Source organism: Paenibacillus tritici, assembly GCF_018207515.1.
GTDB classification, from domain to species: domain Bacteria; phylum Bacillota; class Bacilli; order Paenibacillales; family Paenibacillaceae; genus Paenibacillus_AQ; species Paenibacillus_AQ tritici.
This window is the reverse complement of sequence record NZ_CP073365.1, coordinates 2308930-2331204: the sequence shown is the minus strand read 5'-3', so window position 1 is coordinate 2331204 and position 22275 is coordinate 2308930. Positions and strand designations below refer to the sequence as shown.

General features: G+C 52.4%; 17 protein-coding genes and 1 pseudogene. 5 read left to right on the top strand and 13 right to left on the bottom strand.

What is annotated here, in order from left to right; translation table 11 throughout:
• Nucleotides 1-40: 40 nt before the first annotated feature.
• The 5 genes from KDC22_RS09785 to KDC22_RS09765 form a co-directional block, all read right to left on the bottom strand.
• Nucleotides 41-1324, bottom strand: a complete 1284-nt coding sequence (locus KDC22_RS09785) for a citrate transporter (protein ID WP_246553698.1) — start codon at nucleotides 1322-1324, stop codon at nucleotides 41-43.
• 61 nt (nucleotides 1325-1385) lie between these two features.
• A complete protein-coding gene (locus KDC22_RS09780; RefSeq protein ID WP_211722881.1) occupies nucleotides 1386-2735 on the bottom strand; it encodes an FAD-dependent oxidoreductase in 1350 nt (449 codons plus the stop codon).
• 23 nt (nucleotides 2736-2758) lie between these two features.
• Entirely contained in the window at nucleotides 2759-3511 is a 753-nt protein-coding gene (locus KDC22_RS09775) for a response regulator transcription factor (RefSeq protein ID WP_173138496.1), read from the bottom strand.
• 288 nt (nucleotides 3512-3799) lie between these two features.
• Nucleotides 3800-4528 carry an HAD family hydrolase gene (locus tag KDC22_RS09770; protein ID WP_211723975.1) on the bottom strand — a complete coding sequence of 243 codons (729 nt, stop codon included), beginning with the start codon at nucleotides 4526-4528 and terminating at the stop codon, nucleotides 3800-3802.
• 183 nt (nucleotides 4529-4711) lie between these two features.
• Complete coding sequence (locus KDC22_RS09765) at nucleotides 4712-4969, bottom strand: AbrB/MazE/SpoVT family DNA-binding domain-containing protein (protein WP_173138500.1); 258 nt, start codon at nucleotides 4967-4969, stop codon at nucleotides 4712-4714.
• 341 nt (nucleotides 4970-5310) lie between these two features.
• Between KDC22_RS09765 and KDC22_RS09760 the strand changes: the two genes are divergently transcribed.
• The 3 genes from KDC22_RS09760 (at nucleotide 5311) to KDC22_RS09750 (ending at nucleotide 7143) form a co-directional block, all read left to right on the top strand.
• Nucleotides 5311-5730 carry a MarR family winged helix-turn-helix transcriptional regulator gene (locus tag KDC22_RS09760; RefSeq protein WP_211722880.1) on the top strand — a complete coding sequence of 140 codons (420 nt, stop codon included), beginning with the start codon at nucleotides 5311-5313 and terminating at the stop codon, nucleotides 5728-5730.
• 451 nt (nucleotides 5731-6181) lie between these two features.
• Nucleotides 6182-6832: a hypothetical protein gene (locus tag KDC22_RS09755; protein WP_211722879.1), complete on the top strand. Its 651-nt coding sequence runs from the start codon at nucleotides 6182-6184 to the stop codon at nucleotides 6830-6832.
• A 2-nt stretch (nucleotides 6833-6834) separates the two neighbouring features.
• Nucleotides 6835-7143 carry a hypothetical protein gene (locus KDC22_RS09750; protein ID WP_173138505.1) on the top strand — a complete coding sequence of 103 codons (309 nt, stop codon included), beginning with the start codon at nucleotides 6835-6837 and terminating at the stop codon, nucleotides 7141-7143.
• Nucleotides 7144-7304: 161 nt separating this feature from the next.
• Here KDC22_RS09750 and KDC22_RS09745 read toward each other — a convergent pair whose 3' ends face one another.
• The 4 genes from KDC22_RS09745 to KDC22_RS09730 all read right to left on the bottom strand — a co-directional run bounded on the left by KDC22_RS09745 (nucleotide 7305) and on the right by KDC22_RS09730 (nucleotide 14761).
• Complete coding sequence (locus KDC22_RS09745; RefSeq protein WP_211722878.1) at nucleotides 7305-9401, bottom strand: glycoside hydrolase family 36 protein; 2097 nt, start codon at nucleotides 9399-9401, stop codon at nucleotides 7305-7307.
• A gap of 408 nt (nucleotides 9402-9809) precedes the next feature.
• Nucleotides 9810-11135, bottom strand: coding sequence for an ABC transporter substrate-binding protein (locus KDC22_RS09740; RefSeq protein WP_211722877.1), 1326 nt, complete (start codon nucleotides 11133-11135; stop codon nucleotides 9810-9812).
• Between the two features lie 124 nt (nucleotides 11136-11259).
• Complete coding sequence (locus KDC22_RS09735) at nucleotides 11260-12906, bottom strand: response regulator transcription factor (RefSeq protein WP_211722876.1); 1647 nt, start codon at nucleotides 12904-12906, stop codon at nucleotides 11260-11262.
• Nucleotides 12899-14761: a sensor histidine kinase gene (locus tag KDC22_RS09730; protein WP_211722875.1), complete on the bottom strand. Its 1863-nt coding sequence runs from the start codon at nucleotides 14759-14761 to the stop codon at nucleotides 12899-12901. The genes KDC22_RS09735 and KDC22_RS09730 overlap by 8 nt, the downstream gene beginning before the upstream one ends.
• Nucleotides 14762-14968: 207 nt before the next feature.
• On the opposite strand from KDC22_RS09730, the gene KDC22_RS09725 reads away from it, so the two are divergent.
• Both KDC22_RS09725 and KDC22_RS09720 read left to right on the top strand, forming a co-directional pair.
• A complete protein-coding gene (locus KDC22_RS09725) occupies nucleotides 14969-15859 on the top strand; it encodes a carbohydrate ABC transporter permease (RefSeq protein WP_211722874.1) in 891 nt (296 codons plus the stop codon).
• The gene (locus tag KDC22_RS09720) at nucleotides 15859-16695 is read left to right on the top strand and encodes a carbohydrate ABC transporter permease (protein ID WP_173138516.1); all 837 of its coding nucleotides are present in this window, start codon (nucleotides 15859-15861) and stop codon (nucleotides 16693-16695) included. Before KDC22_RS09725 ends, KDC22_RS09720 begins: the two co-directional genes overlap by 1 nt.
• 446 nt (nucleotides 16696-17141) lie before the next feature.
• On the opposite strand, the pseudogene KDC22_RS34000 reads toward KDC22_RS09720, so the two are convergent.
• The 4 genes and pseudogenes from KDC22_RS34000 to KDC22_RS09700 all read right to left on the bottom strand — a co-directional run.
• Nucleotides 17142-17427 (bottom strand): annotated as a pseudogene (locus KDC22_RS34000) (transposase); the annotation flags it as partial.
• A 304-nt stretch (nucleotides 17428-17731) separates the two neighbouring features.
• Nucleotides 17732-18100 carry a VOC family protein gene (locus KDC22_RS09710; RefSeq protein WP_173138518.1) on the bottom strand — a complete coding sequence of 123 codons (369 nt, stop codon included), beginning with the start codon at nucleotides 18098-18100 and terminating at the stop codon, nucleotides 17732-17734.
• A 90-nt stretch (nucleotides 18101-18190) separates the two neighbouring features.
• Complete coding sequence (locus KDC22_RS09705) at nucleotides 18191-20548, bottom strand: beta-galactosidase (RefSeq protein ID WP_211722873.1); 2358 nt, start codon at nucleotides 20546-20548, stop codon at nucleotides 18191-18193.
• Nucleotides 20549-20648: 100 nt separating this feature from the next.
• A complete protein-coding gene (locus tag KDC22_RS09700; protein ID WP_425517053.1) occupies nucleotides 20649-22223 on the bottom strand; it encodes an extracellular solute-binding protein in 1575 nt (524 codons plus the stop codon).
• Between the last annotated feature and the right edge of the window lie 52 nt (nucleotides 22224-22275).

Genomic DNA, 22275 nt, shown 5'->3' with positions numbered 1-22275 from the left:
AAGCTTAGGTCTCTACAGTCTGTGGTTCACTTGCCGCAGGCTAAAAGGCAATCATTCCCGCGATAATCATCGAGATCATCACAGCAACGAACATCCACGGCAGCGTCTTGCGCAGCGTTTCAATAATATCGGTCTTCGTGTAATCGGCGATCCAGACATTGTGCGAGTTGGTCGGATCACTGACAGCCTGCAGATTGCTCACAATACGCAGGGCGAGCATCGCTGCCACAGGGGCCATACCACCAGCCACGATCAGTGCCGCGATTCCGCTGCCGAGCCCCCATACATTGAGCGGTCCACGGTAGATTGCGAGCGGAGACAGCAGGGTGAAGACGAGGATATACATCAGCGGACTGGTCGGAATAATGACCTCGATCAGCGGCTGGATTAATGAGGCCACCTGGGGCGCAGTTACCGCACTGAGCAGCATCCCGATTCCGATCATCAGACCGAGCGCACCGGCTACATCCTGAATGCCTTCCACCAGCGCACTCGACAACACATGGAATGGACGCTTAGGGGTGGCGAGCAGCAGGGTGACCAGCGCCCCCATGAAGACCGCAGAGACAATATCGACCTTCAGGAAAAATACGAGCAGCACCGGAACAAGCGGACTGATGAGCGCAATCGCTCTTACATTCTTGCTGTCCTGAGCCTGGAATTCCGGCTTAAGCGGCATCGCCCAGGCGCGGCGGACCTTGCCGTCTTTGCGGGTATAATAGACGATCATAATCAGGGCAATCACGATCAGCGGAACAGCGCAGACCAGCGAATAAGAAGCAATCGTGTTCGTCGGCACCTTAAGCACATCGGTATAAATCGCCCAGGTGGAGACGTTGAACACCACGCCGACCGCATTGGCCAGTAGTACTACCAGACCGCTTACAAAGGGCTTAAGCCCGGCTGTCAGCATAATAGGGATAGCGATTGTGCCCACCAGAATAACCATACCCAGGCCGTTCGCGGCTGAGAAGATTACAGAGGCGGCGAGGAAAAAGATAATGGCAATCGCCAGCGGCTTATCACCCGCCAGCTCCGCTGCCTTGCGGATAATGGTCTTGGTGATGCCGACCTTGCTGAGGATCTGGCCGAACCAGGCGCCGAAGATCAGTCCGGCGATGGCGGTAGACAGCTTCATGGCTCCGCCTGCAAGCACACCCTTCGTGATGGTGAAGGTGTCCGGGTTATCCGACAAGAGCGGGATGCCCGCAATGGCGGCCAGCAGAATCGCCATCATCGGCAATGCCAGCAGCGTGGTCAGCTTGCGGGTCATCATCAGGCCCACAAACACAATGAATACAAGTAGAATTCCGATAATTTGCACGGTTTCCAAACCTATTCCTCCTAAAGTTTCATGAGTAATATACGTTGTTATAAGAATTAAATTACACTTCCAGATAAGCGCCGTGGGCCACAAGCGTCTCTTGCAGTCTCTTATAGTCCACCTGCTGCACTGGAATTCCTGCTTGCACCGCCAATGCCGCCGCCGTACCGCCCGCTTGCCCGATAGCCCCTACCGTTGGCGTTGTCCGCACAGCCGCCTGGGCTTCAAAGGTGGCCGAGAGGCATCTTCCGACGACAATCAGGTTGTCAATCTCGCTGGTGATCAGGCAGCGGTAAGGGATGCTGTACATCGCTCCCCATTCCAGATGATCCGTTGCGGTTCCCTCGCCGTCCGGGCTGTGGATATCAATCGGGTAGCCGGAATGGGCGATCACATCCTCGAACGGCCTCACCGACAGAATATCCTGCGCGGTCAAAGTATACACACCCTTGATCTGGCGGGAGCCGCGGACGCCGATGGACGGACCGGTGGAGATGACTACAGAATCTTCAAAGCCGGGAATAACCTTTTTCAGAAAAATCTCCAGCTCCCGGCACTGCTTGCGTCCTTCAACCTCGGCCTCGCTGAGACTCCACGGGTCCGTGCTGTCCTTGCCCAGAATCCGCGTCGTGTTCATAATAACCTCACCGGGATTACTGGTCTCGAAGAACAGCACATCCTCTCTCGGGATACTGATCTCGCCGCGCGCCTTCGCTTCACGGAACTGCCGGTCGAAGCCTGCGACCGATAATCTTGCCGCCGAGTCCATCACGCTGATATCCTGGTTCATTCGCGGAAAGTCCTCACGATGCTCCCGGATATACGTCTTTATCTTCTCCGTGTCCACTCCCCTCATCTTCATCTTCAGGGTCATCGGCTGCGACTGTTCATCGGATTCACGCCCTTTGGTGAAGGGAACCCCGGACCATGCGGAGAGATCACCGTCTCCGGTAGCATCAATGAACACATCCGCCGAGATTTCGCTAAGCCCCGCTTTATTGCATAAGGTCAGCGAGTCAATCCGTCTGCCCGATACCTTCGCCCCGGCAAGCATCGTATGGTACAGCACCTCGCCTCCGCTCTCCTGCAGCATCAGATCCAGCTCGTATTTCATCGCTTCGGCATCGAACGGTGTCACCGAATAGGTGTAGTTCGTCGCATCCGGGATATGTCCCGGCGATTTGCCCAGCGCCTGTAACCGCTGAATCAGCTCATCGGTAATCCCTTGAATCGCCTGCTTGTTCCCGGCATGAAAAGTCATCATCGGCCCGACCCCCGCAGCCGTCAGGGTTCCGCCGAGGAAGCCTCCTGCCTCGATGATCAATGTTCTGGCACCTGCTCTTGCTGCCGCGATAGCAGCGATGGAGCCGGATACTCCGCCTCCCGCTACAATAACCTCATATTTCCTCATCCTGGTTCCCCTCCTGCTTAATGTTAGCGATTACAATCCGGCTGTTCCCTGAACTGGGAAGGAGTCTTGCCGGTATAGTCCTTGAATACCGCCATGAAATGCTTGGAGCTTAAATAGCCTGACAATTTAGCCACCTCATAGATTTTGAGATTACTCTCCTTCAGCAGCTGCTTGGCCCGGTTCATCCGGCACTGCGAGACATAATCCGTGAAGTTCTGTCCAGTCTCCGACTTGAACAGCACCGACAGGTACTGGTGATTCAGATGCACCTGTTCTGCCATATATTGCAGTGAAATTTCCTGATCCAGCCGCAGTGCGACCAGCTCCTTCACCTTGCGGATCAGTTGCCTGCCCTTCTGGTCTGATTCGCCCTCACCCGGCTGTGCCTCCGGATCACTCTGCGTTCCGTGCCTGCGTTTGAAATCTCCCAGTGCCTGGGCCAGCTCTGTGCGGTCAACCGGCTTCAGCAGATAATCGCTGATGCCGTATTTGATCGCCTGCTTCGCATACTCGAAGTCGGCATACCCGCTCAAAATCAGGATGTACATGTCGGGATACTGGTCACGAATCCGCTTGATCAGCTCCAGACCGTTCATTTCATTCATCCGTATATCCGTGATCAGAACATCGGGCTTCACACTCTTGAGCGCCTCCAGTGCAAGCCGTCCATTCTCTGCTTCCCCCACCACCTGATAGCCGCCGATCACCTTCTCAATCAAATGCTTAAGGCCCGCACGGATCAGGGCTTCATCTTCCACCAGAAACAGCTTGTGCAACCCCATCCCCTCCAAATACAGCATCCGGCCACCGCAACCGCTCCGTCAAGCTCCCAAGGGCTTATCCTTTGTGAAACGCTTACAGTAACAGTATAAAATCTGGGCAGCCGCAAAGAAATGCTCCCCATTCGAGAAAAGGTATGAAATTTCGAGATGTATCCGTACCTTCTCCTTCAGACATCAAACCGGATGCCCTTAACGCCAAGATACGGCGGAAAGAACACCCGGTTTTTGCTTAAAATATAAGATTTTTTACAAATAGTGAATATTCACTTCGGTTCTGCCGGATTACAGGACAGGTGCTGCGCTGTTGTCGTATAGCCCAATCAGCTCATCGAAGGAAGAGATAATAACGTCAGAGCCCTTCAGCTCATCCTGCCGCCCGAATCCGGCATAGGCGCAGCCGATGACCGTCTGTCCGTTGCCCTTGCCTGCCTGCACATCCGAGGAACGGTCCCCTACCATCCAGGCGCTGCTGATCTTATGATTCTCCAGCAAAATACCGAGCAGCTCAGTCTTCGTTGCCGTCCCTTGTCCGCCTGCACTGTAGAGACCCTCGAACAGCTCCTTCAGCTCATGCACGACCACGATGCTGTGGATATAGTCCTCCAGCCCGTTGCTCGCTACGAACAGCTTCACTCCACGCGCGTGCAAGGCACGCAGTGTTTCGACTACCTTAGGGTAGAGCACCGTTCCCCCGGCTTCCAGTCCTTCGATCTCCAGCTGCAGCAGCAGCTCATCCGCCCGGCGGTGAACGGCTTCATCCGCTTCCGGCATTACGTTCTTCCAGATATCCGCCAGCAGCATGCCAAGGCTGCCTAGTATACGCTCCTCCGGCGGAGTCGGCCCGGTATGCAGCCCCTCCTCACGCAGGATATCAAACATTCTATGATAGGCTGGCAATAGCAGGCTCTCCGTCTGGAACAGCGTTCCATCCATATCAAATACGATAGCTTCCGGCCGGTTTAATTGCGGCAGCGGTTTGTTCCCTGCCTGTGTCTGTTCTTCGTTGCTCATGAGGTGACCCATCCCTTCCAAATTGTTCTGCATGTAACATGATAAAGGAAAGCAGTATGTATTGTCTAACTTCCGGATTTGTTGTGCAAGATATATATAGAAGGGACCGGAGTGCAGACACTGTTAAAGTGCCTGCGCTACGGTCCCTTCTATTCATACTGCATCCAGCTTCAGAACATTAACTTAGATGTTGTCGAAGCTTGAGATCAGTTCATCGAGAACATCTTTGCTGACCATTTTACCTTTGAAGTTGATCAGGTTCTCGGCACTTCCGGAGAAAATGCAGGTAGGTTCATATTTTCTGAGAATGATCTTTTCGCCGTCCACAAAAATTTCGAGCGGATCCTTTATGTCAATTCCCATTGTTCTACGCAGTTCAATCGGAATCACAATACGTCCCAGTTCATCTACTTTTCTCACAATACCTGTTGCTTTCATCATTATGCATCCTCCCTTGAAATAACACTTGGATCATCATTCGGTGTTAAAAGCTATCAAAGCTTCTAAATAGTAGAAATGATTACTCTATAATTGCATTGTAAAGTGCTATTTCTTTCCTGTCAATTTTATTTCTACATCTTTTGATATTTATCGACAAATAATTCGACAAAGTTTAGAGTTTTTTCGACAAAACTATAACTGAAACACTTTTATATCCATTTTATTCTTTTATAACTATTTTTCCAAACGGCTGATCCTTTAGAACTATATCCTGCCTTCACTTGACAAAAAAGTTATATCATCTATATATTTTACTTACCATACTATATTGGAGTGTTTCCATGAGCAGAGAAGCAGAGAAAGAACAAGCCATCTATAAGGTCATGGATCATATGGCCAGCGTGCAGCAGAAGTCACAGGCTTTCGTAGAACTGATCACGAAGAGAGGGGCGCTGTCCCAGAATCAGATTATGCTGATGTTTCAGCTGCAGCTCACCGGCTCCCTTAATATTACAGACATTGCAGAGAGACTCGTGATTACCCCAGGAGCCGCTTCCTTCATGTGCGATAAGCTGGAGGATCTGGAGTATATCGAGAGAATACGCACCAAGGAAGACCGCAGAGTCGTGAATATTGTTCTTACCGAACAAGGCAAACAGCATAATCTTTCGTTGTTCGAGACCTTTGAGGTGGCAGACCTGGGCAAAATATCAATGACCTTGCAAATGATTGATGATCTGATGGGCGGGATCGTCCAGTAATTCCGTGGGATTAACATTCTGCCAATATAAGACACCCTTAAGTTTTGAACTTGAAGCTTTATCGTCACTGCGGTGAACATTTGGACTTCCGGCCGCTGTTGTCACCAGATTTCTTGATTAGTACCGCTCTTCGCGGTGGAAATCCGGGGACTGCTGCTGCTTACGATGCGAGCTTTCCTACGGAAAGCTTTCAGGCGGTCGCTACCGCTCCTACAGTTCCAAATTTCCCCTCCGCTTCTTTTGCTTTTTGTTTTTTCTTTAGTGCTTCTTATATAGACTGCATTTCCTCAGGAAATGCAGTTTTTTGTTCAGATATTTGTGCAGATGTAGGTATTCACAGGCTTCGCGCGAACCCATCTTCTTCTTGAGCATAATACTATATTGATTATATATTACAGTTAATATATATTATAGTTACTTAACTATATATGAAACGGCGGTGTATTCAACTATGCCTGTACTGAATCCTCCTGCGGGAAACACGGAACCGCTCAAAATCTACGGTTCCCGGATCTGCCGGGGAAATCTGGACGCCTCCATGGTGGAGGTGCTGGGCCATCTGCATGTCAGCGGGAAGCTGACAACCGCACAGCTGAAGCTTAAGGGGGAATGCTCCATTGGCTTGACTTGCAACGCGCAAGAGATCACCAGCCTTGGAAGTCTGCGCGTTCACGACCTTCAGGCAGTGAAGGTAGTCTCTGACGGATATTTGTCTGTGACCCAGGTCGCTGCCGCAGAGGAGTTCCTGGCAGATGGCTGTGTGCGGATAGACCGCTTATCCTGCAAGACACGCATCAGCATCAAGCTGGGCACCTTATGCAAGGTCAGACACCTGATGTCTGAGGGCGCAATTATTGTCTCTCCTTCTTCCCGGCTGATCCAAATTCCGCTTAACCCTCTTCGGAGGTTACAATGCGAAACCATTGAAGGCGCTGATCTAAGTCTGTACAGAACCTCAGCGGATAACGTAAGCGGAGTGAACGTTACCATAGGCTCCGGATGCGTCATTCAGGAAATCCGTTATAGCGGAACACTGACCCTTCACCCCAAATCACAGGTAGGCAAAATTACTCGGATCAACGACCCGGAAGGGAGGGATTAGATATGAAGCCATTCTCTAAGGTGATGTCTTCTCTGCTGAATGTTCTGGCAAAAGGGGCGATCCTCCTGTTTGTGCTGCCCATCCTGAGCGCCTGGCTCGCTGGCAGCGCCGTATGTGCGGCGATTGCTCCAATAGGAGGGTTGCTGCGGACTTTCGGCGTTACGGCTATAGGAATGCAGCTGACCCCTTATTATTCCGTACCGACCTATCTTAGTCTGCCCTTCAGCTTATGCCTGGCGCTTCTCCTGGCCTTGTCCTTCTATTACACCCGGCGTTTGCTGTGGAAATGTATAAGCTTTCTTAAGGCTTGAACTGCCTCCGCCACTTTTCCCTGGCTGTATATTTTCAAGCTCAATCTAATAGGGGTATTCCAGCAGCCTTGACCCGCTCTGGAATACCCCTGTAGTGATTCAGGACAATCTAAGTTTGCCTCGTGTTCTCATCTTGGTGTACCCGGATTATCGTTGTTGTTCTAAGAACGAAGCTCGAAGAGTCTCGCGGTCTTGCCCGGCGGCAGAGAGACGCTCAGGCTGCCCTCCGCAGCGTCCCAGCTCCACTCCGCCCCGTGTTCCTTAGGATAAGCACAACGGGCTTCCGCGTTGCGTCCCCGCAGCTCAGGAATAGGCAGCTTGATGCCAGCTGTCTCTCCGGCAATCCGCCATACCGCAATATAGCGGATATCGCCATGATGCAGACCCAAGCTGACCCACTCTGCCCCGCTGTCCGGCAGGCCCAGCGGCCAGAAGGCAAAGGCCTGCGGGATATGGGCGCGGATGGATTTGTAATAATCCAGCGCCTCCTTCACAAGCAGCCTGCGCCCCGGCGCAAGCTCGGCCAGATGGCCGCTCTGGTGGACGCGGAGCAGCAGCGCATTGACCATATTGAAGATGACCTCTTCATCATCCCCTTCGCGCAGCGGATACGACCAGACCGCCGATTGCTCCGGAGTCAGCGCCGCCGGTGAGCCTGCGGCAATGGCTGCATACTTCACATAATCCTCCTGATCACTGGTGGATTGGATACTGTAGCGGCTGAGCATGGCGTAGTCCATCCGCATTCCGCCGCTGGAGCAGTTCTCGATGACGAGCTGCGGATAACGGGCGAAGATGCTGTCCAGCCAGGCCAGATAGGCGCGGTTATGCTGCAAGAGGCCGTCCCCGAAGCTGTCAGCATCCGTCTCTGTGCCAATTCCCGCATTGATGTTATAGTCCATCTTGATATACCCGACCCCATATTCCTCTACCAGCCGGGCAATTACGCTGTCTGCATGTCTGATCACTGCCGGGCTGCGGTAATCGAGTTGATAGCGGCTGCGGTCCTTCACCCGCTTGCCGTGACGCATGAAGAACCAGCTGTCATCCGTTTCCGCAAGCTTCGGACTGTTGATCCCCATAACCTCCAGCTCCAGCCACAGACCCGGTATCATCCCTTTGCCGCGGATATAATTCAGCACGAACTTGATACCTTCCGGGAAGCGCTCGATGGACGGCTCCCACTCGCCGACACCATCCCACCACTCACCGGGAGCATACCAGCCGGCGTCGATGCAGAAGTATTCACAGCCGACATCGGCAGCGGCATCAATCAGCGGCAGCAGCTTCTCTGTCGTCGGGCTCCCCCACAGGCAGTTCATGTAGTCGTTAAAAATAATCCGCAGCAGCTCATTATCCTCATTCGGTCTGCGGATGATCCGCCGGTACGCTGTTAGCTGCTCTGCCGCTCCCTGGAGGCCGCCCTGCACAGCACCTGCGGCTACCGGCACAGAGGTGAATTCTTCGCCCGGGGCCAGCTTCAGCCACCAATGGTTGTCATGCTCTGTAGGTCCGCTGACCAGCAGCGTGAGCTGATCAACCTGATCCGTCAGCTCCCAGTGCCAGGAGCCGTTATGCTCAATCTGCCAGAACAGGCTCGTCCCGCTCTCCGTGTTCTCCAGCACTGCCATCGGCAGCAGCTCAGCCGCCGACCAGGAGCCGGTATTGCTTGCGGCAATGCGCTTAGAGCCGCGGTCAGCCAGATGAGACATGCCCAGCTCAGGCAGGCTGTAGCTCTTCCATTGCAGCTCACTCTGCCACCCGCTGTGAGCAATACTCACTTTGATTTTGTCATTTCGGTCTCTGCTGCCCTCTTTATCTACTCCGGTAAGGGCGAAGGAAGACAGGTACTCTACCGCAGCTTCGTTAGCCCCGTCATTGCGCAGTACGGTCCAGGAACGTACAATCTGCACACCTGTATAGAACTGATAGTGCTGGACCGCCTTCACGCCCGTGAGCGGATCAGTCAGCGTGACCTCAAGCTTCCGTCCCAGCGGATTAACGGTATCCCTATGTCCGTCATACACCATGCGCAATCCCGGATACGAGGCACGGTGCGTACGTCCGTGATATTCCGCCCGGTCTTCGCCCGATAATTGCAATTCCAGCAGCCGGAAGCCCGCCTTACGTTCCTCATCAATACTCCCCGGTTCCAGCGGTGCTGCGCCGAAATGCAGCAGCCGTACATCCTGCCCCTCTGTAATTTCTATGGTAAGATAAAGCCCGTTCTCGCTTATTTCTATAAGCTTGCTGTCCATGTCTAGTTTGCCTCCTTACAAAGGTAGTTATCTTTAATCTTTAATCTCTTATCTCTTATCTCTTATCTCTTATCTCTCTGATCTCTTTGGTTATCTTGTTTTCCTGCCCATCCTGAATATAAGGTCTTCTCTTATATTCGTAATCCCTGAATTTTTGTGCAGCCGCATAAGTGGCGAAGTAACGGAGGGAGGTTTGGAATTGGAGGAGCGATAGCGCCCGCCTTTGTCTCCGGATTTCAACCGCTGTAAGCGGTATAATTCAGGAAATCTGGAGACAACAGCGGCCGGAAATCCAAAGCTCCCGGAGTTACGTCCAGCCACTTGAACATCGCTCGCTCCAAAATTCGATGTTACATAAAAAGAAGGCCCCCTCAGTAATAAAGGAGGCCGTCCCGGGACTAATAACTCTTATTGTGCGGACCCGAATTGAATCCAGGCCTTCTGAATTTCGTCAATCGCTTGATCTTTGGTCTTGCTGCCGCCGATATAAGCCTGCATCAATTCACCGAATTTCTGGTGGAACGTATCCAGCGAGTAGTTCACCGACAGGTCGCCGGATTTCTCGGTTTTGAGGATTTCTTCCATTTCCTTAGGCATTTGCAGGTCAGGCATCGGTGCATCCTTGATTGGAGGAATAACCTTGGCTACTGTGGAGAACCAGCTCTTGCCATACTCGGACGTGTACAGCCAGTTGAAGAATTCAATCGTCTCAGCGGCTACAGCAGAATCCTTGTTAATGCGCAGCGCCTGGTCAGCACCGGTGATAATCTGGGACTGCTCTGCTTTGTCGCTGACCGGATAGCCGGCGATGCCGAGATCGAAGTCAGGGGTGATTTTCTTGATCGCTTCTTCATCCCATGCGCCCTTACCGGTCATGAAGGCTGTTTTGCCAAGGGCAAAGTCACTGACTTCAGCATTGCTGTCGCGTTCCAGCGGCTTGTCCGTACCGTGCTTAACCGTCGTATCAATGAAGTTGAAGAAGTTGTCGCTTAATACCGGATGATCCTTGAAGGTCGTCTTGCCGGCGATGAAGTCAGCTACAAGCGTCTTGGCATCGGTGCCTGCATCTGTTGCCGCAGCGTCAACGAAGTGCTGGAAGATATGCTTCCATACCCACCACTCTTTATAAGCGTTGGCGAAGGGCGTGATGCCTTTCGCTTCGAGCTTGGTGATGACGTCATCCATTTCAGCAGTAGTCTTGGGAACCTCAGTAATTCCGGCGTCTGCCAGCAGCTTCTTGTTGTACATCAGGACGAACAGATTGCCTTTGACCGGCAGTCCGAGTACCTTGCCATCCGTAGAGCTCATGTTGGAACGGACCGCATCTGTCATCGCTGCAGCCAGCGGTTCATTGGTCAAGTCTGCACTGTATTCGGCAAACGTGTCGATATCGCCGCCCGCAGTGGTCTGGAACACATCCGGTGTGCTGCCTGCAGCAATTTTGGATTTCAGCACCGTATTGTAGTCAGCCTGCATAATTTCCAGATTGATCGTTACATTAGGTTTTACTTTCTTGTATTCGGCAATATAAGCATTGAAGGCCTCAGTGTATTCAGGAGATGCGGTGAACATATTAATGGTGACCGGCTTGGAAGAATCAGTAGGCGTATTGCCTGCTCCATTTGTTCCACCCGTGTTGTTAGCGGCATTATTGGTGTTATTTCCGCCGCAACCGGCCAGCAATCCGCCTACGAGCAGCAGACTCGCAGATAGTGCCATGAATCGTTTTAACATGATGTTGCCCCCTTTTTCCTTATGCATCTTGTGGTCTTGCTCATCATTCTAAATAAAAAGAAAAAGGATAAGAATGTACATAAGTGAACTGATGAGGGTAAAAAAGTGTGTTCATGTAACCGTTTCACTTTTCTACCCCTGGCCGCTGCAGCCGGAATTCAGAAGGTGAGCAATCATAGTAATTGCGGAACGCCTTGCTGAAATAGTTCTTGTCCTTATACCCCAGCATTTCGGAGATATCCTGAATTTTGAGGGCCGGATCGGACAGCAGCGCTTTGGCTTTGTCCATTCTTACCTTCTGCACATACTCGTGAATGCCGTATCCATATTGTCCCTTGAACAGCTTCATCAAGTATTCTCTGCTCAGGAAATATTGTTCCGTGAACTTCGATATCTTAATATCCTCAAAATAATGGTTATCAATGTATGCTTTAATATTTTCCAGCACACTGCCGCGGTCTGCTGACATCGTCCGGCTGATCTGGCCTGAATAAAGGTCAAAGATTCCGTTAAGCACGCCCCCGAACTGCTCAAAGGAGGCAAAGTCACTGCTGATTCCAGAGGAATGTAGACCGCCATCCTTCCCGCTGCGGATCTGCGGCGGCACCGCATCCAGCGAGGTAGCAATCTCATTCAATACAAGCACGAACCCCTGCAGGGTTCTGTCCGCCTCCCCGAGCGTGAACACCTCTGTCTCCTGGCATTTCCGGATGAATTCGCTCAGAATACTCCGTGCATGGTTAACGTTCCCGCTCTCCAGTGCGCTGCGGATCTGCGGCATCCGTCCGGTCAGCGAGGGATTATCCCGGGATACCGGCTTAGCAGACCCGCCCTGCCGGATCAGACTGCCCTTTAAGCTGAGCAGATCCATACTGTCCAGGGCCTCCTTGGCCTGCTCATAAGACCCGGCAAGGCTAAGCGAATCGCTGCAAGGCTCCCCTATGCCGCCTGCACAGATGATGCCGAACAACTCCTTCAGGGTAGACGCCGCTCTCTTCATATGGTGCAGCGACAGGAAGGCTGCATCCTCTTCGTATCCGCCTTTCATCGTGAAGATCGCAATGAACTCCCGCTCTCCTTTGGGACTGGCGAAGCTGAACGACTCGAACTGCCCGTCGCTGTTCTCATTCATTACATTGGTCACGGCAAAATGCAGCAAATCCCGGTCTCCATGGAATCTTTCCTTACGTACCTTCTCCAGATTAAGCATTCGCAGAATGCCGCAAGCGAAGTGGCTGGCCGCTCCGTCAGCACCAATCAGCGGCAGAAAGGCCTCATTGGACTGGGTTTTGAAGCTCCGCTCAATAATCGACACATACATTTTCTCCTTCAGCTTGGGCACCGACATGTTAAGCGTTATATTACGGTTGATGAACTCACTCTCCCGCTTCCGCTTGGCATCCAGCACCCCGACGGCCTTACGCAAGGCCTGGTTGAGGTCTGTACGGTTCACCGGCTTGAGCAGGTAATCCACCACCTTGGAGCGGATCGCCTGGCGCGTATACTCGAAGTCATTGTAGCCGCTGATCACAATCAGCAGCAGATCCGGGAATTCCTGCTCGGCTATCTGCAGCAGCTCGGCCCCGCTTAGCTCGGGCATTTTCATATCCACCAGCACCAGATCGAATCTCTCCCGGCGCAGCATGGCAAGGCCCGCCTTCCCGTCTGTCGCCTCCAGAACCTCGCTGACACCTATTCCCTCCCAGTCCCCCAGGATATGGATCGCTTCGCGCAGCGGCTCCTCATCGTCAATAATCAGCACTCTATACATGTTGTCCCACTCCTCCCCGCGGCAGCCGCATATCCATTTGTGTTCCCTGTTCCGTGCTATGAATCACCAGGCCCGCCTCTTCTCCATATAAAAGCTTCAGCCGGGTATTCAGATTCTTCAGGCCGATACTCTCATGACCGCTCTCTTCCTCTGTATCCGAACCGCGGTCCTCCCACTGGATCTGAAGAGAGCTCATGACCTGCTCCAGCCGCTCTGCGCTGATGCCCGGCCCGTCATCCAGCACCGAAATAATGCTGTGTGTCTCGGTGACATGCGCCTCAATGCGGATCGTAACCGTGCTCGATACCTTCTCCAGCGCGTGCTTGATGCAGTTCTCGACCAGCGTCTGGATCGACAGCTTGGGTATCCTCAGCTCCATCAGACTGTCCTCCCAGGCATACACCACCTGCATCCGGCTACCGAACCGCGCCTTCTGCAGCGCCAGATACCGCTCGATATGCCGCAGCTCCTCCCTGGCCTGGACGACATCCCTGCCGCTAATACAATACCGTAAGGTTAGGGCCAGGTTGTCCACCATCTCGACAATATCATCATTGTTGTTCTTCAGCGCCTTGGTAGAGATCGCCTGCAGCGCATTGTACAGGAAATGGGGATTAATTTCAGCCTCCAGTGCTTTGAGGACGGCATTTTTTTCAGTGATTTTCATTTTGTAGCGTTCATTGATCAGTTCATTCGTATTCTCGACCATCTTGTTGAAATGGCGCGACAGGTAAGCGATCTCATCCTTGCCCTCAACGGTGGCCTGGGCGTCGAAGCTCCCGGTACTGAACCGTTTCATCTGCAGCGACAGGTTCTTCAGCGGATGAGTAATCCGGTTGGAAGTGAAGCTGACCAGCACCACAGATACGATCAGGAACAGCAGGCCAATCGCTACGCTTAACGTACGCGTCGTTGTCGCTGCTTCATAGATTTTGGAGTAGGGAATCGGCTTGACCAGCTTCCAGCCTTCCTTTTGGCTGATGTCGTAGATCACCAGGTACTTCTGCTCCTTGTCGGACCATGTTACACGCCCCTTCTGTGCCGGGGTCAACAGATCACTCAGCCCCGCTTCCCGGCTCTCCCGGTAGAATTCCTTGTCATCCACCATGAACGGTTCATTATCCGGGCTGATATACATCAGATGCTCTCCGGTGCTGAACGGGATGTCCCGCATTATCTCATCCGTCACCGAGGAATTCAGGTACAGCGATAACACCGCCTGCGGCTCCCGGGAGACGATGGAGCGTATCAGCCGGTGATAGCCCATGAAGACCTTGTCTTTGTTAACGGGATAATCTGCACTATTCTCCAGAACGGGACTTGCCTCTGCAAAAGACTGATAAGAACGGTTATACGGACTCTCCAGCGCCCGCTTGTACCAGGGCAGGTTCCCGATCGGTGGATGTTCGGACACCCGGACGGTAATATTATAATTCTCCTTGGTGACATAATAATACTTCTGCTCCTTGATCACATACAGGTATACCGCCTCCAGATCATTGCGGGAGAAGTAGAGATTCCTCAGGTAATCCTCCACATACATCCGGGAGCTGTAGTCCTCCGATTCATGCAGAAGGGCATAATTGAACTCATCGTAGGAGATCTGGGGCAGGGACAACTGCTCGATCCCATTCAGGTAACTCTCCAGATTACGGCCAACCAGCAGCAGGTTATTCCCCGTACTTGCAATGCTGTTATTCACCGATTCCCGCTGGAGCATTCTATAAGAAATGTATGTAAGTGAACTGACCACCAGGATGATGATAGCCGTAAACAACAGAATCAGCTTGTTGACCAGACGACGGGAAATCCGCTCCAGCAAAGGCTCTATCAGCGTATACCAACCTTTTTTCATGATGTCCTCCGTCCTCCCTGGCGCCCGTTTCAGGCGTCTTTTTTGCCTCCGCAGTCCGTTCACCTTTTTACCCTTAACTGTACTCTTAAATCCATTTTTGAGTATAGGGGTCTGCTCTATAATACACAATATAGACTAACCGGAATGGTTAAGTGTGGCAAGCCAGGCACAATACTCCCACCCTATAACTCAAGAAGAGGTGCATCCATGTTAAAAAGACTCGGAAAAGAATGGCGCGAGAAATTCGAATTCGGAATCTTCACACTCCCGGTTCTAATCTGTATCGCTGTAGCCTTCTATATTCCCTTTGCCATGACCATCCGCTATTCGATGACCAAGTGGAACGGGATTTCCAAGCATCCCAAATTCGTCGGCCTGGACAACTTCAAGCAGATCTTCTCAGGCGATACCAACTTCTCTGATGCCGCCTGGTTCACGATTAAATATGCGGTGCTCTATATTGTCATTGTCAACGTGCTGGCGATTCTGCTGGCGGTCCTGCTGGACATGAAGCTGAAGAGTACCTCCTGGCTGAGAGCGGCCTTCTTCATCCCTTATATCCTCAGTCTTGTCATTGTCGGCTTCATCTGGAAATTCATCTTCATGCAGGGCTTCAACTCGCTGGGCGAGAGCACCGGCTGGGCCATCTTCGACTTAAGTTGGCTTGGGACACCGGGACTGGCCTTCATCTCCATCCTGGGCGTATCCATCTGGCAGTCCATCGGGTTCTATCTGGTCATATACATTGCCGGTCTGCAGTCGGTGCCTGAAGATCTCAAGGAAGCCGCTACGGTAGACGGGGCCGGACCGATGAGAAAATTCTTCAGCATTACGCTGCCGCTGCTTGCTCCGTCGATCACGATCTCCGTCTTCATGGCGCTGACTAACTCGATCAAGGTGTTCGATGTCATTCTGTCGCTGACCGGCGGCGGTCCCGGTGGAACCACTTACAGTATCGCTTATGATATCTACCGGGATACCTTCCAGAACAACCTGTACGGCTATGGTACAGCCAAAGCGCTGATCCTGTTCCTGGCAGTGCTAGTCGTAACGATCATCCAGCTGACAGTCTTCAAACGGAGAGAGGTAGAGGCCTAATGAAAACAAACCATAACAAGGCGGGCAAGATCATCCTGGAAGTTGTCCTGGTCCTCTTGTCTCTGCTGTTCCTGTATCCGCTGTTCCTGACGATCATTAACTCGTTAAAAAGCTTCGGCGAGGTCATGACCGACGTCATCGCCCTGCCGAAGCAGCTCACCTTCAGCAACTACTCCTATGTCTGGGAGTTCATCAACTATCCGCGGCTGTTCCTGAATAACTTCATTATCACCGGCGTCGGCCTGCTCGGTATCGTGTTCATCTCCTCCATTGCCGCCTATAAGCTGGCACGGACCAAAACCAGATGGAGCGGCGTCCTGTACTTCCTGTGTATTATGCCGATGCTGATCCCGTTCCAGTCGATCATGCTTACCGTGCTGCAGACAGCCAAGAACCTGAATCTGTCCGAGAGCACTTGGGGACTAGGCCTCTTGTACTGGGGCTTCGGCGCTCCGCTGGCCGTATTCATCTACCACGGCTTCGTGAAGGGAATTCCGACGGAAATTGATGAAAGCGCGACAATCGACGGCGCTTCCGGCTTCCGCTTGTTCTTCAGCGTCATCTTCCCGCTGCTGAAATCGGTCACCACCACCATTGTTATCATTGATGTAATGTGGATCTGGAATGACTTCCTGCTCCCGCTGCTGATGGTGAACGGCTCGCCGGATACGAAGACACTGACGCTGGCTGCTTACACCTTCGTCGGCCAGTATACCTCGGACTGGCAGTATGCCATGACCGCCATGGTAATGGCCGTGCTTCCATCCATCGTTGTCTTCATCTTCCTGCAGAAATACATCGTCAAGGGCGTAGTCGCCGGGGCGGTTAAGGGCTGATTCTGAGCTTGTTGAAACAAGAATGAGGCTGTCCCAAAAGCCATGAAATGGCTGCTTGGGACAGCCCCTTTCTTTTGGAGCAGGATCAATGTATGCACTTGGGGGGCGCTCCGCTGTTTAAATGGAAAAAGTAGCTCATTTAGGTAGCGTCCGCTCAATTCAGGTGCATTAATGCTCTTCATTCGCTCATTTTGCTCCCGTCCACTAAATTCAGGTGTATTAATGCTCTTCATTGGCTCACTTAGCCACAGTCCCCTGAATTCAGGTGCACTAATGCTCTTCATTGGCTCATTTAGCCTCTGTCCACTGAATTCAGGTGCACTAATGCTCCTCATTGGTTCATTTAGCCTCCGTTCCCTGAATTCAGGCCTTTAGATTGCTAATCCTAATCCACAATAAAAGGTTATCATCATGCGTCACCTTCTCCAATCCGCTGGAACAGAAGCGTTCAGCGTGCGGAAGTCGGGTCGCTGTCGTCCGGCCAGCCACATGAAAGGGATGATCTCTCGTACGGCCTTATCGATTTGCCGAGACGAATAGTTTCGCTGAGTGTAAACGTAGATCATGACTTTGGTGAGCATTTTAGGGTGGTAGCTATCGCGGCCGCCGCCGTGATAAGCAGCGTCAAAAATGGCGTCGGCTAGCCGATTGACAGCGGCATTCACGAGCGCGATCGAGGTGATTTTCCGGAATGACTTCTTCCAGGTCCATTGGCAAGCAAAGTGGGTCCATGGACTATTGAATGCACAAAAGAAACCTCTCCTTTGAAATGGTGGTGTGGTAACTCCATTTACCAAAGGATGGTTTCTTTTTGTGATTTTAGAAAGATTTGAAGAACCTTTTCCCGCTCAAACAGCGGAGAGGACGGAACGATTGTGTAAAAGCGTCAGCGGTCGCCTTTGTCCCCGGATTTTCACCGCTAAGGGGAATCAATAAAATCGGGGGACAACAGCGATTGGAACAACGGTCCGTTCACGCAGCGTCCATCCAAGTGCTCACGCTGATCCTGCTCAGCCATTTCATGGCTTTTGGGATATCAACCTTTACTATGAAGGGTAATCTGGTAACCGTCCGGGTCGGCAAAGGTGAAGGTTCGCCCGAAGGGTCCATCTATGGGTGCGGATGTAATCTGTACGCCTGCTGCAACAAGCTTGTCATGGATTGCTTGCGTATCCGGGGCATGAAGCCACAGCGCGACACCCAGTCCAGGCTGAGTACCTGAACCGAGTTCTGTTCCCGGAATCAGGTCACGAAGAGCAAAGGCAATAGGCTTGGTCTCAAAGACCACAGCATGAGGGGGGCCCGCCTGTGAGCGGACAAGCCCAAGATAGTTCTGATAGAATTCAGCAGAGCCTTCAAGATTGCTCACTTGAAGTGAAATAAAGTCGGGTCCAATTACTGACATAATGTCCTCCTTAGAATATGTGGCTGGTTATGTCTTAATTGTACAACCCCGCTACTGACAACGGTATGTCAGTAGCATTCCTTCACTTTTTCATTTCTGCCGTCTAAGCCCGATCCGGTAGACTGGCGCAGCAGTAACGCTGTGGAACACAGCAATAGCTTCCCCCTCGAATACCTTCTCCACCGCCATCGCTGCATCAGCGGCGACAGATACCGCACCTGTGCGGCGCGGCGTGGTCTCCAGCACAATCTCGCCCCGGCGCAGCACATCACGGAACCGGGACAGCCCGATTTCCCAAGGCAGCCCATTGTAGAAATGGTCGTGGAACAGTTGGCCCGCGGCAAAGGCATACCCCACATTCCCTGTATAATCAATACTCAGCAGTACTTCTTCCGCGCCTTCCAATACATCCTCGGGCAGCTGGAGTATCACCTTATGGTCATGGACCCGCCGTGTTGTAAACTCGATGCTCTTCAGCGGAACCTCCACATCATAAGCCTGGAACCAGCCTTCGCTCCGTCCGCTGACCGTAGCGTCCGCCTGTACAGTATTCCACTGCGCTGCATCAGCTCCGCCCGGATATTCACGGAACGTGAATTCATTCTGCCCTGAGCCGATGAATTCAATCCCGTCCGGGGTCTGAGCCGGAGGCACCGGCGAGAACATCACCCGGTTCTGTCCGCCCTCTTCAAGCTCCCATAAGGTTGACGCTTCCTTGGCGCTCATCGCATAGATACGGACTTCTCTGGCGCCGTCCCGCCGGATGACAATCATGGACGACTTGTCGTGCGGAATCAGCACATTGTAGCCGCCAACCTCTGCAACGTCTCCTCCATCGGCAGCCACCTCCAGAATGCCGGCTTCCGCATCAATATGGAACTCACCGTCTACGCCTTCGGGCATGGAGAAGAAATAGGTAGCCGCTTCATCCGTTTCCACAGCCGTTACCGGCTGGGCTGTAGCATACTTAAGATTCAAGCCATCCAGCGCGAAGTTGAACGGAAGCAGGAAGGAAGCCTTGGCCTGGATCGTCAGTGAACTCCGCTGCGGGAAGCTGAGACGCTCCTCTCCAAGCTCTACGGCAAATACAACCTCTTCATGGGTATCCATATCGACATGATCCTGATAATTATTGACGAACAGGAATCCGGACTTGCCATCTGTACGGACCGCATAACGCAGCGTATGTGCATCTTCCGGTGTGATCGCTTCTGCCCCTTCGGGAAGTACAGTCACCATAGGCGCAAGCCGGTCTGCGAACCGGCGGAGGAAATAATGCAGCGGACGAAGCAGATGATTGGATTCGCGGATCTGGCCGAACTCTCCGATTGGCGCCTGGAAGTCATACGTCAGCTTCGGTGTGGTGCTCTCGTTCAGGTATCCGGTTCTGCCTACGGGATTCGTTCCGCCATGGAACATATAGTACCCGATGAAGTTGCAGCCTCCGGCAAGCTTCATTAAGGTCATAGCGATTACACTTTCCGGCTCCACCTGGAACCGGGACAGATACCAGGTCTGCATCCCCCCGCCCATCTCACAGCAGGCGAACGGATATTTCGTCCGCACATACGGCGGGTTGAATTCGCCGCCCGGCGCCTCATCATCATGGAAGTTCACGAATACATATTCCGGAGTCGGCTTCTGGACCTGGTTCGGATCACTGATGCTCCATGGAGTATAAGCATACCCGCCATACAGCGGAAGCACCTCATCCTCCAGGAACGGCGCTTCGCCCCAACCGGTGCTGGTATAGATCGGGGCAATCAGGCCTGAATCCACCGCATACTGCTTAAGCAGGCGCATATGCTCCGAGCCTGCCTCGCCGCTCGCTCCTCCGCTGAGATACTCGTCGCCCTGCTTGGCTGTCTCTTCCCACAATGCGGCTGCAGCATTGAGTTCATTCTCCAGCTGAATGCCGATGACCGGGCCGCCATCCTTGAACATCAGGCCGCGAGCCTCCTTCCCGATCTCCCGGAACAGCCGGTTCACATAGCTCAGATAACCCTCATCATTCGAGCGGACATCGAATTCCCGTCCGAACAGCCAATCCGGCAGCCCGCCGTTGCGGACCTCGCCGTGGCAGAACGGGCCGACACGCAGAATGACATAGAGGCCGTTATCCCGGCATAGCTCCACAAACCGCCGCAGATTCCGGTTGCCCGCCCATTCAAATTCCCCTTCCAGCTCTTCATGATGGTTCCAGAAAATATAAGTAGCAATCACATTAATCCCGGACAGCTTCATCTTGCGGATCTCGCTCTGCCAATCCGCTTCAGGATAACGGGAATAATGGAATTCGCCGCAGATGGCGAAATAAGGCTTGCCGTTCAGCTCCATATAATAATTGGTGAAGCTGATCTCATCCCCCTGGGGACTGGTTCCGCCCAGACGCAGCGTTGACGGATAGATATTCTTGGGGGCTGCCTTAGCCTGAATCGTGTATTTCATGGAAGTTGCTCCTTCGCAGTTAATTTCATACAAACTGCCCCAAAGCTATGCTTTGGGGCAGCCCGGAAGCCGTTACATAAGCTTCTCTCTTATTCAGCTATTATTTCTGAGCAGCCAGGAAGGCGTCAATTTGTTTCTGCATTTCAGTCTGCACCTTATCAAGACCGGCCGATTTCAGCTGCTTGATCAGGTCTGCCTGACCTTTGGCCAGATCATCAATCAATCCGTATTCCAGCGGAATGGCATAACGCAGCATCACGTTACCGATATTCGCTACTTCGTTCTTCACGGGTGTGGAGTCGAAGACGAAGGTCTCCAGCGGGAAGTGATAGATGCTGGACTGCCAGCTATTGAACATGTCATCCGCTTCCTTAGGATAAGCTGCATCCTGACGGTTCAGCGGGGAGTTCCAGCCCCAGTTGGAGAAGCCTGTGTAGTTCGCGGCAGCAGGACCTGCTGTGAACTTCTTGTCGCCTTCCGGATTATAGTTGCTTCCGGCGATACCATACATCGTCAAGTCATGAATTTCCTTGTCATTTTGCAGCAGGTCAATCAGCATCAGCGCACGCTCAGGATTCTTCGAGCTTGCATGGATGGACATTCCGTTCTGGGTTGAGATCGCGGCAATTTTCTTTTTGTCCGGTGTAAGGTCGGCAATCCCCAGCTCCACATCCGGTTTGTCACGGCGCATTTCGGCCAGGTTAGCCGCTACCGTTCCCAGGTTGTGGGCATAAGAGGACACCTTGCCTGCTTTGACATCCTGCCATACATCATTTTTGTTGCTGACTACGTTTTTGGACCATGCTCCATTATCGGCCAGATCTTTGTAGTATTGCAGCAGGGAAGTGAATTCCGGTGTGTCGTAGATATTGAAGATTTTGCCGGAAGCATCGTCCAGCTTGTACGCCAGCGGCAGCAGGCTTGCATCTACCAGGTTAAAGTTGTTGTTCTGCTCCAGCAGCGTCTGATCCAGCTCATGGAACTTCCAGCCGTCTGCAGGCTTGGCACCGAAGGCAGTGATGCCTTTTTCATCTTTGGCAATAGCCTTCAGATAGGTGGCGTACGATTCCGCACTGTTGATTTCAGGCAGATTGTGCTTCTTGCGCAGATCCTCACGGTACAGGACTACCTTGTCGGTTACTTCAACATTGTTGTTCGGAACCATATATAGCTTGCCGTCCACTTTCGCTTGATCCCAGTTCACTTTCGGCATGGCTTCCCAGGTTTGCGGCATATACTTGGTCAGCATATCCTCGGTTAATTCCAGGAATCCGCCTTTGAGTGCCTGATCATTATAGAAGGCCCAGTTCGCAGTGTACACAAGGTCGAAATCTTCATTAGCCGCGAACTTCAGCGGATATTTCTGTGTCCAGTCAGACCAGTCCAGGAATTCCGTTTCCACTGTAGCATTGATTTTTTCTTTCAATTTAGTGTTCAGTTCACCGAATACCTTGTCGTAATCGCCAGGCTGTCCGCCGACCAGAATCATTTTGAGCTTAACTTCCTTGGAGGTGTCAGGAGCGCCGGAATCCGTAGTTCCCTCCGATGCTGCCGGAGCCTTCGTAGCTTCCGCACCTGTATTCCCGTTATTATTGCCGCCACCGCAGGCACTGAGGACCGTCCCCAGTGTCAGCATCGTTGCAAGCGTAACTGTAAGTTTCTTTTTCTTGTTCATCATGACCTGTATTTCCCCCTTAAGAAAATAGTTGCTTAGGCTTTATATTGAT